18 protein-coding genes are annotated in these 15,759 nt (G+C 53.3%); 7 read left to right on the top strand and 11 right to left on the bottom strand.

From position 1 onward, the window contains the following. Positions 1 to 147: 147 nt before the first annotated feature. Both INT33_RS02255 and INT33_RS21070 read right to left on the bottom strand, forming a co-directional pair. Entirely contained in the window at positions 148 to 339 is a 192-nt protein-coding gene (locus INT33_RS02255; RefSeq protein ID WP_192539996.1) for a HigA family addiction module antitoxin, read from the bottom strand. Between the two features lie 4 nt (positions 340 to 343). Next, positions 344 to 451 carry a type II toxin-antitoxin system RelE/ParE family toxin gene (locus INT33_RS21070; protein WP_264298903.1) on the bottom strand — a complete coding sequence of 36 codons (108 nt, stop codon included), beginning with the start codon at positions 449 to 451 and terminating at the stop codon, positions 344 to 346. Between the two features lie 231 nt (positions 452 to 682). On the opposite strand from INT33_RS21070, the gene INT33_RS02245 reads away from it, so the two are divergent. From INT33_RS02245 to INT33_RS02235, 3 genes are all read left to right on the top strand, one after another. Beyond that, positions 683 to 2,323, top strand: coding sequence for a DUF4041 domain-containing protein (locus INT33_RS02245; protein WP_192537036.1), 1,641 nt, complete (start codon positions 683 to 685; stop codon positions 2,321 to 2,323). A gap of 550 nt (positions 2,324 to 2,873) precedes the next feature. Continuing rightward, complete coding sequence (locus INT33_RS02240) at positions 2,874 to 4,211, top strand: Na+/H+ antiporter family protein (RefSeq protein ID WP_192537129.1); 1,338 nt, start codon at positions 2,874 to 2,876, stop codon at positions 4,209 to 4,211. A 61-nt stretch (positions 4,212 to 4,272) separates the two neighbouring features. Continuing rightward, positions 4,273 to 4,761: a CreA family protein gene (locus INT33_RS02235; RefSeq protein ID WP_192537037.1), complete on the top strand. Its 489-nt coding sequence runs from the start codon at positions 4,273 to 4,275 to the stop codon at positions 4,759 to 4,761. A gap of 37 nt (positions 4,762 to 4,798) precedes the next feature. On the opposite strand, the gene INT33_RS02230 is transcribed toward INT33_RS02235, so the two are convergent. Together INT33_RS02230 and INT33_RS02225 are read right to left on the bottom strand one after the other, a co-directional pair. After that, positions 4,799 to 5,293, bottom strand: coding sequence for a CAP domain-containing protein (locus INT33_RS02230; protein ID WP_225736051.1), 495 nt, complete (start codon positions 5,291 to 5,293; stop codon positions 4,799 to 4,801). A gap of 52 nt (positions 5,294 to 5,345) precedes the next feature. Continuing rightward, a complete protein-coding gene (locus INT33_RS02225) occupies positions 5,346 to 5,834 on the bottom strand; it encodes a pyridoxamine 5'-phosphate oxidase family protein (RefSeq protein WP_172116219.1) in 489 nt (162 codons plus the stop codon). 180 nt (positions 5,835 to 6,014) lie between these two features. Between INT33_RS02225 and INT33_RS02220 the strand changes: the two genes are divergently transcribed. The 3 genes from INT33_RS02220 (at position 6,015) to INT33_RS02210 (ending at position 8,359) form a co-directional block, all read left to right on the top strand. Next, the gene (locus tag INT33_RS02220) at positions 6,015 to 6,308 is read left to right on the top strand and encodes a DUF333 domain-containing protein (RefSeq protein ID WP_172116220.1); all 294 of its coding nucleotides are present in this window, start codon (positions 6,015 to 6,017) and stop codon (positions 6,306 to 6,308) included. Positions 6,309 to 6,327: 19 nt separating this feature from the next. Continuing rightward, positions 6,328 to 7,299, top strand: coding sequence for a GlxA family transcriptional regulator (locus tag INT33_RS02215; protein ID WP_172116221.1), 972 nt, complete (start codon positions 6,328 to 6,330; stop codon positions 7,297 to 7,299). 112 nt (positions 7,300 to 7,411) lie between these two features. Beyond that, entirely contained in the window at positions 7,412 to 8,359 is a 948-nt protein-coding gene (locus INT33_RS02210) for an ABC transporter substrate-binding protein (RefSeq protein WP_172116222.1), read from the top strand. 9 nt (positions 8,360 to 8,368) lie between these two features. Here INT33_RS02210 and INT33_RS02205 read toward each other — a convergent pair whose 3' ends face one another. From INT33_RS02205 to INT33_RS02190, 4 genes are read right to left on the bottom strand one after another with little or no spacing between them, the layout of a single operon-like run. Next, entirely contained in the window at positions 8,369 to 9,202 is an 834-nt protein-coding gene (locus tag INT33_RS02205) for an alpha/beta hydrolase fold domain-containing protein (RefSeq protein WP_172116223.1), read from the bottom strand. Further along, the gene (locus INT33_RS02200; RefSeq protein WP_172116224.1) at positions 9,192 to 9,659 is read right to left on the bottom strand and encodes a thioesterase family protein; all 468 of its coding nucleotides are present in this window, start codon (positions 9,657 to 9,659) and stop codon (positions 9,192 to 9,194) included. The genes INT33_RS02205 and INT33_RS02200 overlap by 11 nt, the downstream gene beginning before the upstream one ends. Then, the gene (locus INT33_RS02195) at positions 9,659 to 10,615 is read right to left on the bottom strand and encodes an L-carnitine dehydrogenase (RefSeq protein WP_172116225.1); all 957 of its coding nucleotides are present in this window, start codon (positions 10,613 to 10,615) and stop codon (positions 9,659 to 9,661) included. The genes INT33_RS02200 and INT33_RS02195 overlap by 1 nt, the downstream gene beginning before the upstream one ends. Beyond that, positions 10,612 to 11,523, bottom strand: a complete 912-nt coding sequence (locus INT33_RS02190; RefSeq protein ID WP_172116226.1) for a BKACE family enzyme — start codon at positions 11,521 to 11,523, stop codon at positions 10,612 to 10,614. Before INT33_RS02190 ends, INT33_RS02195 begins: the two co-directional genes overlap by 4 nt. 304 nt (positions 11,524 to 11,827) lie before the next feature. Between INT33_RS02190 and hmpA the strand changes: the two genes are divergently transcribed. Further along, entirely contained in the window at positions 11,828 to 12,997 is a 1,170-nt protein-coding gene (hmpA, locus tag INT33_RS02185; protein ID WP_172116227.1) for an NO-inducible flavohemoprotein, read from the top strand. A gap of 51 nt (positions 12,998 to 13,048) precedes the next feature. On the opposite strand, the gene INT33_RS02180 is transcribed toward hmpA, so the two are convergent. The 3 genes from INT33_RS02180 to INT33_RS02170 are packed head-to-tail and all read right to left on the bottom strand — an operon-like array spanning position 13,049 to position 15,713. Continuing rightward, on the bottom strand, positions 13,049 to 14,074 hold the full coding sequence (locus tag INT33_RS02180; RefSeq protein WP_172116228.1) for a potassium channel family protein: 1,026 nt from the start codon (positions 14,072 to 14,074) through the stop codon (positions 13,049 to 13,051). Positions 14,075 to 14,124: 50 nt separating this feature from the next. Continuing rightward, complete coding sequence (locus INT33_RS02175) at positions 14,125 to 15,102, bottom strand: cation diffusion facilitator family transporter (RefSeq protein WP_018915604.1); 978 nt, start codon at positions 15,100 to 15,102, stop codon at positions 14,125 to 14,127. Then, entirely contained in the window at positions 15,099 to 15,713 is a 615-nt protein-coding gene (locus tag INT33_RS02170; RefSeq protein ID WP_226940030.1) for a transporter substrate-binding domain-containing protein, read from the bottom strand. The genes INT33_RS02175 and INT33_RS02170 overlap by 4 nt, the downstream gene beginning before the upstream one ends. Positions 15,714 to 15,759: the final 46 nt, after the last annotated feature.

Raw genomic sequence — 15,759 nt, 5'->3', positions numbered from 1 at the left:
GAATCTCGCGCACCGAGGCGTGATACAGATGCCCGAGCCAAAACGCCTGCATGGAGTTGAGTTCTTGGATCATGAGGATCTCCTGGATGAAGAAACCTCAGTGTGGTCAGCAAAACTCCGCTTGAGAAGATGTGGTTAGTGGCGCGTTTACAAGACCGTCGCTAGCATGATGGCGGTTTCAGCCGTCAATGCTCGCTTGTTATTGCAGAGTTCGTTGACCAGGCGGGGCGCCGTACCCATCTGACGAGCAAGCGCCGATTGGGTAAGCTCCAGCGGCTCAAGGAATTCAAGTGTTAGCATCTCACCAACAGTGGTGGGCTTCGGCTCTGTCATCATCATGGCGTCACCTATAGGTGTGCGGGTCTAGATAGATATCGCTAGCCTGACCATTAGACCACGCGAAGATCAGGCGATATTGCTTGTTTACTTGGATCGAACACAAATGGGACAGTTTCCCGCTCTAGTGCTCGAAACGGTTGCCGGGCGGCACTCTCAAGTCAGCCTCAGATGCTGATGCATCGATTATATAGTCCCCTCGCTAACCCGTTATACCGCATAGCGGTATAGGTTCAACTTTCTGTTAAATATACAGCAGTCGCAATAGCGCCATCCTCCCCTTTAAAGCTAAGATTGATTAGAGCGCCCGTAGATGCGCAACTGATAATGCTTTTAGGGGATTTGGATGGAATTTTCGAAAGTTGTTTTAGTGATTCTCGGCTGCTTGGTGCTCTCTGGGTGGATTGCCGCCCTGGTGATTGCGAGAAAGAAAAAAAGCGCAGATAAGCAAGTGGCTGTTATAACGTCAGCGCTTGAAGAACGAGGCCATAAGATAAGCCAGCTAGACGCCGCTCTTGAGCGCTTATCAAAGTATCAAGCGATTGAGGATGCAGAGTTAGAAGCAGAACGTATCGTTTTTGAGGCAAAGAAAAAAGCCGGACAGCTATGGCAAGACGCTGAACGTGAAAGCAAAAACCATTTAAAAGCCGCATTCAGCAGAAAAGAGAACGCTGAATTCGAAGCCGCCAGTATCAAGCAAAATGCTGATGAAAAGCGGTCTCAGATAATTGCAGAAGCGCGGCGAGAAGCATCTGAAATTCGTGACAAAGTCAGGCTTTCAGAATCTAAATCACAAAGCCTCATCCAAGAGGCTCACGCTAAAGCCGAAAAGATCATTTCTCATGCCCGCATTCAGGCCGAGGAAACCGCTGGAAATGCATTGAAAGCGGTGGAAAACGCCAAGCTCTATGAGCAAACAGCAAAGGCCATGAAGAATGTCATCGAGGGCTATCACGATGATTACATCATTCCGAACGCAAGCCTGCTGGACGACTTGGCCGAAGATTTTTCACATAAAGATGCCGGGCAAAAACTCAAGCAATCACGTAAGCATAGTGCAGACATGGCAAAAAATGGCCGGGCTGGCGGCTGTGATTATGTTGAGAAAACAAGAAGAGAATACGCCATCCACTTTGCAGTTGATGCTTTCAATGGCAAGGTCGATTCTATCCTGTCTAAAGTTAAGCATGATAATTACGGCAAACTGAAACAAGGCATTCTCGATGCGTTTGCGCTGGTAAACCATAATGGACAGCCCTTTAAAAACGCTCGAATCACCGATCTATACTTGCAAGCGCGCCTAGAAGAGTTGAAGTGGGCCGTAGCCACAATGGAGCTGAAGCGTATTGAGCAAGAGGAGCAGAGAGAAATCCGTGAGCAAATGCGCGAAGAAGAAAAGGCCCGCAGGGATATCGAGAAGGCTCTAAAGCAGGCTGAAAAAGAAGAGAAAATGCTCGCCAAAGCGATGGCGGAGGCTCGAAAGCAACTCGAGAGTGCCAGTGAGGCTGAACGCGAAGGTTATAAGGCTCGCTTGGCAGAGCTTGAGCTTCAACTGCAAGAATCAGAGGCGCGCGGCCAGCGTGCAATTTCAATGGCCCAGCAGACAAGGCGTGGTCACGTTTACGTAATTTCAAACATTGGCTCATTTGGCGAAAATGTTTTCAAAATAGGCATGACCCGGCGGCTTGAGCCCCTGGATCGCGTTAAAGAGCTTGGTGATGCCAGCGTGCCATTCTCATTTGATGTGCATGCGATGATTTATTCCGACGACGCTCCCTCTTTAGAACGCGAGCTTCACCGGAGATTCGCTAACCGCCAAGTAAACCGGCTTAATGCACGTAAGGAGTTTTTCCAAGTCCCTATCACTGAAGTTCGAGAAGTGGTGGATAGTCAGCAAGCCGAGGTTCATTGGACGATGGCCGCGGAGGCGTGGGAATACAGAGAGTCGCTTGCTCTAGCAGGAAAGCAGTTGCAAGCCGTATCGTAGTGTTGATGGCTTAACGCTAAGCGACGAAAGAACGAAGAGTGTGGATGAGGCTATTTACGGTAGCAGCCTTGGCGCTATATGTAACCACAGCAAGCATTCGGCCTAGGCTTCACTCGTCGGCTAAAAGAGCTTGAAGCGCAAATGGAGTATGTGCCCAACCTGGACGATCTCGACGCCACATAGGCAAAAGATGCTGGTATGTGACCTACGCCCCGTCCTTGTGCGGGGTGTTCGCATTACCGAGCAACATCCCCATCTCAGTACCCCCTTTATTGATGATGCGTCGTACAGATGCCGGTATGATGTCGCCCGGCAGTGATCGTGGGGCGGGTCTTGGCGTGCCGTTTCTGGAAAATGATCCAGAAAATAAGGGTTAAAAGCGCGCCCACTGTTCCAATAATACTTGTATAAAAGGAAGCCTTTTCAAATGGCGAACGCTATAACGCTAAACCAACAAACTGGGCAAGATAACTTCATGAGCCGAAGGGCGCTTCCCTGTTTAAGCGTATTTGCGGTTATTTATTTAGTATCAATAGCGTTTGGTTACCATATTAATGCGATCGTTTTGGCTATCTTGCTGATGGTAATGCTGTGTCTGTTGAAAATCCCGGTGGCGATAGCCCTGATTTCATCGGCACTGCTGGGGGCCTTGCATAGCGGGCTATCCATGAGCGAGGCCGTGGATACCTTCAATGACAACCTGTTAATGGGTGCTCAGGTTGGGGTTACCTACATCATGATTGGGGCTTTTGCGGTGGCCATTGCCCGCAGTGGTTTGGTGGATCTGCTTGCTTATAAGATCGCCTCACAGCTTGACCTTAACGTGGGCGCCACCAATAAAGGCGTAAAGTGGATGCTGCTTTTAGCGCTGGTCGCCGCTTCCATCATGTCCCAGAACCTGGTGCCTGTGCATATAGCGTTTATCCCTATCCTTATCCCGCCATTGCTCGGGGTGATGAACAAGCTGCGTATGGATCGCCGTGGTATTGCGTGCATTCTTGCCTGCTCGATGAGCGCTAGCTACTTGTTGCTGCCCACGGGTTTCGGGGCCATTTATTTAAATGAAATACTGCTAGCCAACGTTAATAGTGTTGGCCAGGCCTATGGGATGTCCGCAACACCGGGCATGGTGCTGAAAGCAATGGCGCTGCCGGTAATGGGCATTCTGTTAGGTATGCTCGTGGCCGTTTTTTATACGTATCGTAAGCCGCGTCGTTACCAGGAGGCGCCATCCACCACGCTGCAAACTGAAACACCCTTAAAGCCGCTTAACTTTAAACAGATTATCTTTACGGTAGCAGCCCTGGTAGTGGCGCTGATTTGCCAACTACAGTTTGACTCGCTGTTAATCGGGGCAATGATCGGCTTTATGATTTTGAGTGTGGCAGGCATCTTTCGTTGGAGTGACCAGGACGATGTTTTCACGGAAGGCTTACGCATGATGGCGCAAATTGCCGTGATTATTACGTTTGCCTCCGGCTTCTCCGGGATTTTAAACGCAACGAATGAAATTGCGCCCCTGGTGTCGGCGACGGCTGATTTCATTGGCGACAATATGGTGCTTGGCGCGGCATTAATGCTTGTTGTTGGCTTGTTTATCACCATAGGATTTGGTGACTCTTTCGCTAGCGTGCCTATCCTTGCGCCTATCTATGTGCCTTTAGCAATCACGCTAGGCTTCTCGCCGGTCGCGACGATTGCCCTGTTAGGGGCTGCCGCGGCACTGGGTGATGCGGGTTCCCCGGCGTCTACTATTACCTTAGGTGCTACCGCTGGCCTCAACGCCGATGGGCAACACGATCATATCAGCGATAGCGTAATTCCTACGTTTATTCATGCCAATTTTGGCATGCTGATATTTGCTTGGATTGCGGCACTGATGCTGTGATGCTTGAAGATTCACGCGCCACCTGCTCTTTCATCAGCCAACTTTGCAAAGGGAGCTAACCATGCTTTTCTCCAAACGTATTGCCATCAAGCTGCTTGCGCTTACGTTGGCACTATTGCCTTCGGTGCTGCTGGCCCAGGATGCCCATATTGGCAGTGTGCGCACTGAGTTCCGCATGCTGGGGCCAAATAACACCATTGAAGTTGAGCGCTTTGACGACCCCAAGGTGCAGGGTATCTCCTGCTATATTTCCTATTCTCAGATTGGCGGGATCTCCGGTGCAGTGGGGCTTGCCGAAGAGGCCAGTGAGGCGAGCGTTGCCTGTCGGCAAACGGGCGAGATCGTGTTTAACCCGGCGGAGGTAGAAGAGCAGGAAGTGGTGTTTACCCAGCGCCGTTCAGCGCTATTCAAGAATATGCGCGTAGTGCGCATGCACGACGCTGAAACCGAAACCTTCGTATACCTGACTTACAGCACCAAACTGGTGGATGGGTCGCCGAAGAATGCGATAACGGCGGTTCACTATGGGGATCTGGCGCCGACTCAGTAACCTGGTGCAGGCATGTGAACCGACGCATTCAGTTTGGTTAGCGGGGCTGGCCCAGTGCCTGGGTCCAGTAAGTGGTGTAGCGGGATTCCGGGTTGTCGGCGTTGGCCATGCCCATCTGGGTAAAGGCGCCGTTCATGATATTGCTGCAGTGGCCGGGGCTTTCCAGCCAGCCGTCGACGGCGGCAGTGGCTGACATATGGCCCGCAGCAATATTTTCCCCCACTGCGCGCCATACATAGTCTTGCTCTTCCACGCGCTGTTCGATGCTAACGCCCTCAGGGCTGGTATGGCTGAAATACTCGTTCTCGGCCATATCTTCCGAGTGCGCCTTGGCTGCCGCATGAAGCTTGCAGCTCCAGGTCAGTGGCACTACCGAATCAAACGACTGATTGCCGCACTGCCGAGTTTGGCTGCGCGCCTCGTTAACCAGTGAAAGCATTTCCTGCTGCTGCTCGGTAGGTTCGCAGTTGCTGGATGAGCCGCCTTGCGGCGCATCATCAGAGGCCCAGGCTGCTCCGGTACCCAGTAGCATCAAGGCTGCTAAACGGAAAAGCGCCCTGGGGGCAGGGCGTTTTATAGCGGAATTAACCACCGAATTTTTCATTTTCACCAAGATCCGGTTTGGCATCTTTCTTGAGGTTGGCCTTGGCAATCTCGTAGAGCTGGTAGGTTTTGCTCTCCTTGGATTTCCAGTGCTCGCCCATCTCTACCTTGATTTCCAGAAGCGTGACGTCCGGGTCGTCCTTGCCTTCCGGGAACCAGGCGGCCACGAAGGGGTTCCAGTACTTATGGATCAGCTCGCGGTCATCGTTTAGGTTGGCCTTGCCTGATAGCGAAACGTATACACCGTCTTCCTGATCGGAAAAGCTCAGGCATACGTCGTGATCACTTTTGGCTTCAAAGACTTTTTCGGCGCTACGGCGGGTATAGAACCACAACGTGCCGTCATACTCTTCCTGCACCAGGTGCATGGGGCGCGCGCGCGGGGTATCGTGGTCCAGCGTCACCAGCATGCCTACCTTGATATCCTTGATCATCTTCCAGATCTTCTGCTTATGTTCCGGGCTGGACATAGCGTCACTCTCCTTATGAATAAATACTTTGATTAGCCAGTCCTTCCGTAGGACTAACAATAGCCTAGCCAGCATTGGTGATATCGGCAAATATGCTGGTGAGCTCGCAGTAGCAAGCCGGCAGGGCTAAAGTGAAAATTCGCAAACGGCTACCAAAGTAGACTGCCAAAGGAGGCTGCCATGTTCGTAGATGCAAGGTTAAAAAGATCGAGACCAATCAGCCCTGGTGTGAAAGGGGCCGGTTATATCTCTATTCTGATTGGCATGTTTCTGCTGGGCGGTTGCGCCACGGGAGAGCGCGCTGATACGCAAACCAGCATGCGGGGCGCGGCCACTGAGTACTGTGAAAGCATTGGCGGGCAATCCGAGGTACAGGAAACACGCTTGGGCAGCGGTCGCTATTGCCGCTTACCGGGTGGGCAGCTCGAAAACGAGTGGATGCTTTATCGCTCAGAGCGCCTTGATAACGACTAATTAACTATAAGGGATAACCTTGCGCCTGCACTACTCAGGACCTTTGCCTGAACGCATCGGCTTTTTACTACTCCCACGCTTTTCCATGATGGCTTTCTTTTCCGCAGTGGAGCCACTGCGGATTGCCAATCGCATCAGTGGTAAAACGCTATTTGAGTGGACACTGTTTAGCCTTGATGGCGGACCCGTAACCGCGAGCAATGAGATGGCATTATTGGTGGATCAGCCGATAGGGAGCGCGTTGGATTTACCTTCACTAGCCTTATGCGGTGGTTTTGATCCTGAGGCACATCTAAGTCGACCGTTGATGGCTTGGCTGCATCGTTTGGATCAAGCCGGGTGCGCGCTCGGCGGGTTGGACACCGGCGGCTTTTTGCTTGCAGCCGCCAAGCTACTGAAAGGCGAACGTATTACTTTGCATTGGGAAAGCCTGCCAGCTTTTCGTGAACGCTATCCCATGATTGAAACCTCTGATGAATTATTTGAGCTGGGTGAGCGTCGCTTCTCTTGCGCGGGGGGAGCTGCAGCAATGGATATGGCGTTGGAAGTTATCGCTCGACGCCATGGGACCAAACTGGCAGTCGATGTCTCCGAGCAGCTTATACATGAGCGGTTACGTAGCCGTAGCGATCAGCAGCGAATGTCATTAGCGCGCAGGCTGGGTACTCATCATCGTCCCCTTATCGAAGCTGTATCGTTAATGGAGCGCCATCTTGAGGCGCCACTGCCGTTAGCTGATATCGCCAAGCGTAGCGGGGTATCCTCCCGACAATTGCAGCGGCTTTTTGAACAGCAGCTGAATACCTCCCCGCGGCAGTGGTACCAGCAATTGCGGCTAAAACGCGCCCAGCGACTGTTGAACGAAACGGAAATGGGGGTGCTTGATATTGGTATTGCCTGCGGCTTTACATCCAGTTCAAGCTTCGCCCGCGCATTTCGTGCCCACTTTGGCCTTTCGCCCGCTGAAGTGCGTCGCCATGCTGGCAACTAAGCGCTTATTTGTCTTGTTGTCGTGTAATGTCTTCTATATGTCGCTTTATGTCGTGTGTCGAGGGGCTTACTGGGCAGACTGGTAAGATACATCTCCCTATAAGGATAAATTGATGAAGACGGCATTACAGGCTAAACAACGTTTCTATGCGCTAAGCACTACAGGCTTAGTCGCTTTGTTCATGGCTGGCTCGGCCACGGCCGGTTTGGATGAGGTGCGTTTTGGCGTTCCGCCGTGGCCGGGGGTAACGGTTAAATCTGAAGTAGCTTCACAGTTGATGGAAGCCATGGGCTACCAAACCCGGCAGCGAGATTTAGCGGTCAGCGTGATTCTTGAAGGGCTGACCCGCAACGATGTCGATGTCTATCTGGGTGGCTGGTATCCCGTGCAGACCGGGATGGTGGAGCCGCTGGTGGCGAACGGCAAGGTGGAAAAGCTGGTTTCCAATATTCAGGGTGCCAATTCAGGCTTGGTTGTACCGCAATACGTATATGACGCAGGTGTCACGTCAGTCGCCGACCTGGACGCTCATCGTGAGCGTTTCGACGGTGAAATTCAGGGCATTGAAGCGGGCACGGGAATTAATACGGCTATTTTGGCAGCCATTGACAACGATGCTGCTGGTTTGGGCGATTGGAGCCTGCGTGAGAGCTCAACCGCTGCCATGCTGGCGCAGGCTGAGCAGAAGATAGCCAATGAAGAGTGGGTTACCTTTGTGGGTTGGGAGCCACATTGGATGAACGTGAGTTTTGATCTCGCGTATCTTGATGACGCTGACGATGCGGGCATCGCCCAGATTGAGAGTACCGTTTGGACTGTTGTGCCAGCAAGCATGGCAGAAGAAGATCCGCAGCTACATCGTTTCCTTTCTCAGTACGTGGTCGATATCGAAGATCAAAACGCCTGGGTATACAGCTATAGCTATGACGATCTCCCAGCAGATAAGGTGGCCCAGGAATGGATCACCGAGAACCTGGATACCGTTGCAGCTTGGCTAGAAGGCGTTGAGGCAAAAGATGGTACTTCTGCGATTGAAGCCGTGCGGGCCGCCTACCAATAACAGGTCTGTTTAACGGGGTAACCGTGATCGTAACGCCTGGCAGAAATCTTGCCAGGCGTTTTGCATTTCAGGCAGCATGGCATGGCCGTGAAGGGAGCCGTGTACCATTGCAGCGGCATGGTGATAACCCACCTGAACTCCCTCTGCGCGCCAACGCGCCACGGTTGTTTCAAGCGGCAGCGTGAGTGGATCGTGTTCCACCGCCAGGACTTCCACTTGGGAAGCCGGGGCAGGGGTCAAACAGGGTGAGTTAAGGGCTGGGCACAGCGGTAATAAACACAGTACTACATCCTGACGACTGAGCAGCGGACCATCGGGACCCAGCGTTTGTTCGGTTAGGCCGTTAACCGGTGGGTAGATCAGCCCCAGCAGCGGTTGGTTACTCATGGCTTTATTAAGTAAAGGTGCCATGTCCATGGCTAAACGCCCGCCCGCACTGTCGCCGACTAACGCGATGGGTTTAACCACCTGGGCTACGTTGATACAGTCGCTGAGCATAGCCGCGTAGCACGCCTCAGGGGCCAGCCGATAGTTGATGCTGACCACTTCGCGGTTTAATTGATCGGCCAAACTGGCCGCAACGCCATGATGACTGCGTACTGAGCCAATCGTAAAGCCGCCGCCGTGAATAAACACGATTTGTTCAGGCGGCGCAACAGCAGGGCAGAAGCGCCTTACGGGAACGCCCGCCACGTAGTCATCCGCCACTGTCATACCCTTCGGGTCGGCTGGCGCAAACGATTGACATAAATCATCGTAGTGACGGCGCGCGTCTTGGATCGACGCCTGTTCGAGTCTGGCTAAGCCCGCCTCAAAGCGAGCAATAAAATCGCTAATAAGCATTTTTGCGAGGAATACCAATCGTACGACCTGCAAGTCCAGGCCATTCCCCAGCTGCGGCGCTGGGTAGGTTGATAATTGCCTGGGAAATGGGCTCAGGAAACCCACTGGGACGCCCGGTTTCCTGGTTGATGCCCATCAGCATCTGCTCACTGGTCGCTAAGAGATTATTGTCTGCATCCACTAGCTCGAAGAAGATATGCAGGCGTTTGGCATCGTGATCCAGTCGCGTCACTTTTACCTGCATGGATTGGCCTTCATGGGCTTCTTTCTGATAGCAGAGGTGGGTTTCCAGCGTATACAGCGTATAGCGATGGTGGTCCCGCCCCGTTGCATCCAAGCCAATGTGTACCATCAAGGCGTCCACCGCCAGGGAGAATACCCTGGCGTACTCTGCATCGTTCATATGGCCGTTGTAATCAACCCACTCAGCGGCGACCTTGGTATCCAGTATGACCATTAAATGCGTCCCTCCAACCCCTCGGCTTCGGGCCAATATTTTTGAACGAGATCAAGTAGCTCTACCAGAAAATCATCACGCCGGCGGTCAAGTTCCACGACCGGCCTGCCTGCGGCCTGGTGTTCACAGCCCTCAACCACACGATCAATCAATTCATCGGTAAGCTCTGGCGCTTCAAGCTTCGTCCAGGGAAGTTTAAGCGCCGGACCAAACTGTTCAAGCATATGTCGCATACCCTGCTCACCGCCTGCCAAGTGAAAGGTAAGAAAGGTGCCCATCAGAGGCCAGCGCAGGCCGCAGCCGTAAACCACGGCGGCATCTATCTCTTCTGTGGTGGCAACGCCATCATTGACTAAATGAAGGGCTTCCCGCCAAAGGGCTTCCATCAAGCGATCGGCAAGGTGGCCTTCAATCTCTTTGCGCACCACCAGTGGACGCATGGCTAGCGCCTTGTAGTGCGCTTGGGCTGTATCAATCTGATCTGCTTGTGTGTCAGTGCCACCGACTAACTCCACCAGCGGCAACAGGTAAACCGGGTTGAAGGGGTGCGCAACGATGACTCGGCCCGGCGCCTTGGTACAGGCTTGCTGAAGGTCACTCGGTTTGAAGCCCGACGTTGACGAACCAATGATAACGTTCTCTGCTGCAGCAGCGTCGATATTGGCAAGAATATCGCGCTTCAGTGCCAAGCGTTCCGGCACATTTTCCTGAATCAAATCTGCATTGGCTACAGCGGCGTCAAGGCTGTCAGCAAAGCGCAGCCGGTCAAGGCTGGCGCTTTCTGCCAGACCGAGGCGTGTCAGGGAAGGCCAGGCATTTTCAACAAAGACGCGCGTGCGCGTTTCAGCACTGGGGTCAGGATCGAAAGCGACGACCTCCCAGCCCTGAGCAAGTGCGCGGGCAATCCAACCATTGCCGATAACACCCGTACCAATCACCGCGAGTTGGTGGCTCATGCATCACCTCCAGTGACGATGGTGCCTGTGTTCGGGTCGCGTAGCTTAAGCTGGGTGCGAGTTTCGGCGGGAGACATTATGCGGGCGCCAAGGTTATCAATGAGCGTGGCGGCCTTTTCAACCAGCTGCCCATTAGTCGCCATAACGCCTCTCTCTAAATAGAGGTTATCCTCTAGCCCGACGCGCGCATGGCCGCCCAAAAGCATGGCCTGAGCGAGCATCGGCATTTGATGACGGCCAATGCCAAATGCGGCCCAGTGCGCTCTACCGGGTAATTTGTTGCGCATGGCTAGCATTGTTTCGGGGTCTGCTTCCGCACCCCAGGGAATGCCCAGGCAGAGCTGATAAAGGGGATCACCATCTATAAGCCCTTCCTGCTGCAACTGGCGGGCAAACCATACATGGCCAAGATCAAAGCACTCCAATTCGGGCTTAACGCCTGCAGCCTGTACCAGGCGGGCATGCTCGCGAAGCCAGTCAGCGGTATTTACATACACCATATCGCCAAAGTTAAGGCTGCCGCAGTCCAGGGTGCACAGTTCTGGCAGCAGCTCACCTACCGGAGCATGGCGCTGCGCAGGTGTTTGGATGTCTGTACCTGGGCCGCCTCGAGTGGGGTCTTCAGTGTCGGGAATCCAATCACCACCGCCACCCGCTGTGATATTCATCACAATGTCGGCATCAGCCTCGCGCACACGCGTCATCACTTCACGAAAGTGCTCTAGTGAGTGGCTGATGCCACCGGTTTCCGGATCACGTACATGTATATGGGCAACGCTGGCGCCTGCTTTTGCCGCAGCGATACAGTCGTTCGCGATCTGTTTGGGCGTAATCGGAACGTTAGGATTTTTGCCGGTCGTATCGCCTGCGCCGGTGACTGCACACGTCAGAATTACGTTGCGATTCATACGCTGCTCCTTTTAAAACTGATATTCGTAAAGAACATCAGTATGGCGAGCGTAGATGGTTGATTATTGACTTAAGGCGACACTGTAAATACAGCAAGCGACAATAAAGCACTGCTATAAGCACTAGCGAAGCGCTTGTTTTAATGATTTCGTTTTGCCTGTAGTGCCGTGGTTAAAAGGGGTATAACCGCTTTTTACGCAAAAGCGTTTTATTGACGCAGCTCATACATTGGCTCGGCAAAACCTGATATTTTAAAGGTGTATTCAATATGAATCTTTAGTAGGACGTTGAAAAGAGGCCATTATGCTGACACAGGCACAAGAACAGATCATTGCCGCCACGGCTCCCGTGGTAGCGGAACATCTCAACACGATTACCGCGCGTTTTTACCCGCTGATGTTCGAACGCTACCCGCAGGTCAAGTCACTGTTCAACCAGACACACCAGAAAGACGGTGGGCAACCGCGCGCGCTGGCGGCCTCGATTCTTGCCTATGTGGGCGTGCGCCAGAATCCGCAAACGGCGCGCCAGATCATGGAAACCGTGGTGAACAAGCATGTGTCGCTGGATATCCAGCCCGAGCACTACCCGATCGTGGGCGAGTGCCTGCTGGTTGCCATCTGTGAGGTGCTTGGCGACGCCGTGACGGCAGAGGTGGCCGATGCCTGGGGCGCGCTTTATCAAGAGCTTGCCGATCTTCTCATCGACCTGGAAGCCAAGCGTTACCAGGAGTTTGAACAGCTGCCCGGCGGCTGGCGGGGCACGCGGCGTTTTCGTATTGCCGCTACGCATCAGGAGAGCCGTGTTATCCGCTCGTTCATTCTGGAGCCTGAAGATGGTGGCCCGGTGGCCGACTATTCGCCGGGGCAGTACATCGGGGTGAAGCTGAATATCGACGGCGTACAAGCGTCCCGCCATTACAGTCTTTCTGATGTGCCCAACGGCCGCTCCTACCGGTTATCCATCAAGCGTGAACCGCACGGTGTGGCCAGCCGCTTTTTCCATGACCAGCTGACGGTAGGTGATGTGATCGAACTATTACCCCCTGCCGGTGAGTTGACCCTCAAGAAAGGTGACGAGCCTCTGCTCTTGATCAGCGGCGGCATCGGCCAGACACCGCTGTTGCCGATTGCCAAACAGGCGCTTAGCCAGGGTCGCCAGGTTACCTACCTGCATGCGGCTATCGATATGGATAGCCGTGCGTTTGCCAAAACTATTGATGAGCTGGCCGCCGCCAACCCTGATCAGTTGACCGCAGTTACCGTGCTTGAACAGGGCAGCCAGGGGGACCATCAGGGCCGGATAAATGAAGCCGTGCTGGCCAAGTATCTAGCACCTAACAGCCGCTGCTACTTCGTTGGCCCCCATGGTTTCATGGCGGCGATCAACCAGAGTCTGGAGCTTTTGGGTGTCGCGGAGACCCATCGTCACTTTGAGCATTTCGGCCCGGCCAAAGCGCTAAACGCCGCTTAGCCAAACCGCCCCTTTCACATGTAGCTTAGTGTGAGGGGGGCGGCCTCGAATTTATGAGGCACTTTTCTCTTCGGCTAACTGCCAGATATCTTCCCACTCCCAGCCATCCTTCTGAATATAGGCGAGCAGTACTTTTTGAGAGTGATCGCTTAATCCCTCCTGCATCTGTTTTTGTGATGCATCGAATCCCGGTAAGGTCTTGTAGGCCTCAAGAGCTGGAAAAGGCGGCAAATGCGGTGCGGCGTGGATGAACGCACTATCCAACGTATCAAGAAATTGATCGATGACGCGCAGCGTTATAGTGAACTGAGTGTGGGTGGCAGCGCTAAGGTCAGGATTGGCGATGGTTGCCAGTATGAGCGCCTGATAAAGCCGCGCTAACGCTAACGGGAGTGATTTCTGGCTACTGCCCGCGTGGTAATAGTGAAGAATAGGGTAGGCGAGGTGCTGTTGGCCAAGTGTGCTGATAGTTTGCTGAATAGGCGATAGCTGCTGGCTTAAGCTGGTAAATTTCCCATTGTCATGGGTGGTGTTAAGAACTTCTAGCGGGCTTTCGCCTAGCGCACTGATAGACAGCGCTAAGTGACGTTTTTGGGTAACGTTAGAAACGATATTAAGCATGTAAGTAATCGACAGCGTAAACAGGAAAAAGCCATTGGCTGCTGCCAAGGTGGGGACCAGGCGCCAGCGATCATTACCCGGCACAAAATCGCCATAGCCCAGTGTGGTAAGGGTATAACCGGTAAAGTAGATACGTTCGACCAAACTGGCCGATGCCTGGGTGTTGGCATTCACAACAGCATCTGACCCGCCACAGAAAACCAATAGCCAGCCCAGCCATAACGTTATTACCCAGACTAAAAGAAGCCCGATCGTTATCCATGGGCCCGCGGCGGCGAGTAACCAATGACAGCGCCGGGTTCGATGAATCAATAGCAGTATCGACCAAACACCACTAATCAAGCGATTGGTGACGGGCCCTGAGTGAGAGGCGGAAAGCGTGGTACGAATGGCATCAAAATTGGCCAGCGCAACAAGAAGAACGCCTATCACGCCAGCCAGTGTGCTTTCTGTCATATAGAGCGTCCTTTCGATCATTTATAACGACGTTAGTCGGCCATATTGGTTTATGGCGGGGTGGCGTTGGCAGGAGAAGGTATGTGTTCCTCATTAGGCCAGGCAGTAACGACGACTTCATAAATACGCCAGTCGTAATTATTAAGGTGCTGTGAGGCCTCTTTAAGATGGCGCGCCAGGTCATCGTTACTATGCGGGGTTACAAAGGCTTCTCCGCTGAAGATTGGGCCTTCTTCGCGTAAGCGTACTGAGGCGGCGGCTACCCAGGGCATGGCCCGAAGCTCGGCTTCCAGCGCTTCTTCCATGTATTCCGGTTTTTCGCGAGAGGTAAAGTGAGGGCGGCGGTCAAGTAGGTCGCCTACGGCTTCTTTTAAATTGGTAATACCATCCTTGGTAACATCCAGGGCGATAATGGCCGCAGCCGCTGCGTCCGCCCACCAAAAGCCGGCTCCCACACCCAGTACACCAACGATGGCAGCCATCCCTGTCATCCAGTCGGCTTTGCTCATCTTCCCATCGGCAAACACGGTCTTCTCATGCACTTTTGCCGCGGCTTTGGTCTGTAAGCGCCCGATAATGACAGGTGGAATAACGCTGTAAATCAGCACGCCAACCATCACCCAACCCATCCATATCGTTTCACCAAACAAGGTAATGGCGCCGATACTCGGGTGTTCCTGATGGACAAGCTTAAGCAACGAATCACCCAGTAGAAACAGTCCCATCGCGCTTAGCGCAGTTGCCGTGCATAAAAAGGCAATAATAGTGGCGCGTTGATACCCATAGGGGTATGTCTCATTAGGCGGACGTTTGCGAAACCGCACGGCCAACAAGAAGGCAATAGGCGGAATGAGCGACAGCATGTCTTCCAGCCACGCGACTTTCATTGCCTGGCTGTTTCCCAGTACCAGCGCGAGCACCGATACAATGGAAATACGAAATGCTAAATTCCACCATTCAAGGCGAATGAGATAGTTGAGATCCTGCTGCTTATCCGGTGGCAGGTGATATAGCTTGCGTATTTTCATCGGCCTGCCTCCAGGCGTTGAAGGCGTTGTTCAATATCAGGGTAGCTATTTAAATGCCGTTGCACGGCAAGCATCCAGGCATTTTCGCCTTTGGGCAGCGCCATGACATGTTGATCGGTCGCGATTTCCCAGTCGCCTATTTGGTAGTTATGCGCATGAAGCCACCATGATGGGTTGGCGACCGCTTCATTTTGAGTGCCAAGGTCTGGGGTAGGGCGAGGGATTGCACCCTCTTTTTTAAGCGCGCGAGCGATATGGTTAACAACCGGAACGGTCACCTCAACACCTTCCAGGTTGCTGGGTATTGGGGTGCCCTCGGGCACGCCGACTAAATAGCGGCTCTTATAGTAAGCCTTAGTGGGCGCGGCGAGCGCGCTTACATTTGAATCCTGGGTAAGGCCACCGATCACCAAGTCCAGCTGGTAGTGAGATAGCGCTGCTAACAGATTGCCCTCGCTATCCCAGTGCCAGTTGATGGTGGCGTCCATATTTTCCGCAAGCGCCTGGATTATTTCGACTTCCAGCCCGGCCGGACCCTGGTCGGTATTAATGACCCAAGGTGGATTCTCAGAAAGACCAATGTTCAGCTCGCCGCCCTGCATATCTGCCATGGGGCGCTCAATATTGACCGGGTAACGGCAACCGGCCAAAGCTAAC

The sequence above is a fragment of the Halomonas colorata genome (genome assembly GCF_014897985.1).
Classification (GTDB): domain Bacteria; phylum Pseudomonadota; class Gammaproteobacteria; order Pseudomonadales; family Halomonadaceae; genus Vreelandella; species Vreelandella colorata.
Note: the sequence above shows the minus strand (reverse complement) of the source record. Positions and strands in the feature narration are given on the sequence as shown.

Coding starts and splice junctions, on each gene's coding strand:
- INT33_RS02255 (WP_192539996.1), bottom strand. CDS start 339: ATGATGATGACAGAGCCGAAGCCCACCACTGTTGGTGAGATGCTAACA.
- INT33_RS02245 (WP_192537036.1), top strand. CDS start 683: ATGGAATTTTCGAAAGTTGTTTTAGTGATTCTCGGCTGCTTGGTGCTC.
- INT33_RS02235 (WP_192537037.1), top strand. CDS start 4,273: ATGCTTTTCTCCAAACGTATTGCCATCAAGCTGCTTGCGCTTACGTTG.
- INT33_RS02230 (WP_225736051.1), bottom strand. CDS start 5,293: ATGCTACTGGGTACCGGAGCAGCCTGGGCCTCTGATGATGCGCCGCAA.
- INT33_RS02225 (WP_172116219.1), bottom strand. CDS start 5,834: ATGTCCAGCCCGGAACATAAGCAGAAGATCTGGAAGATGATCAAGGAT.
- INT33_RS02220 (WP_172116220.1), top strand. CDS start 6,015: ATGTTCGTAGATGCAAGGTTAAAAAGATCGAGACCAATCAGCCCTGGT.
- INT33_RS02210 (WP_172116222.1), top strand. CDS start 7,412: ATGAAGACGGCATTACAGGCTAAACAACGTTTCTATGCGCTAAGCACT.
- INT33_RS02205 (WP_172116223.1), bottom strand. CDS start 9,202: ATGCTTATTAGCGATTTTATTGCTCGCTTTGAGGCGGGCTTAGCCAGA.
- INT33_RS02200 (WP_172116224.1), bottom strand. CDS start 9,659: ATGGTCATACTGGATACCAAGGTCGCCGCTGAGTGGGTTGATTACAAC.
- INT33_RS02195 (WP_172116225.1), bottom strand. CDS start 10,615: ATGAGCCACCAACTCGCGGTGATTGGTACGGGTGTTATCGGCAATGGT.
- INT33_RS02190 (WP_172116226.1), bottom strand. CDS start 11,523: ATGAATCGCAACGTAATTCTGACGTGTGCAGTCACCGGCGCAGGCGAT.
- hmpA (WP_172116227.1), top strand. CDS start 11,828: ATGCTGACACAGGCACAAGAACAGATCATTGCCGCCACGGCTCCCGTG.
- INT33_RS02180 (WP_172116228.1), bottom strand. CDS start 14,074: ATGACAGAAAGCACACTGGCTGGCGTGATAGGCGTTCTTCTTGTTGCG.
- INT33_RS02175 (WP_018915604.1), bottom strand. CDS start 15,102: ATGAAAATACGCAAGCTATATCACCTGCCACCGGATAAGCAGCAGGAT.
- INT33_RS02170 (WP_226940030.1), bottom strand. CDS start 15,713: ATGGCAGATATGCAGGGCGGCGAGCTGAACATTGGTCTTTCTGAGAAT.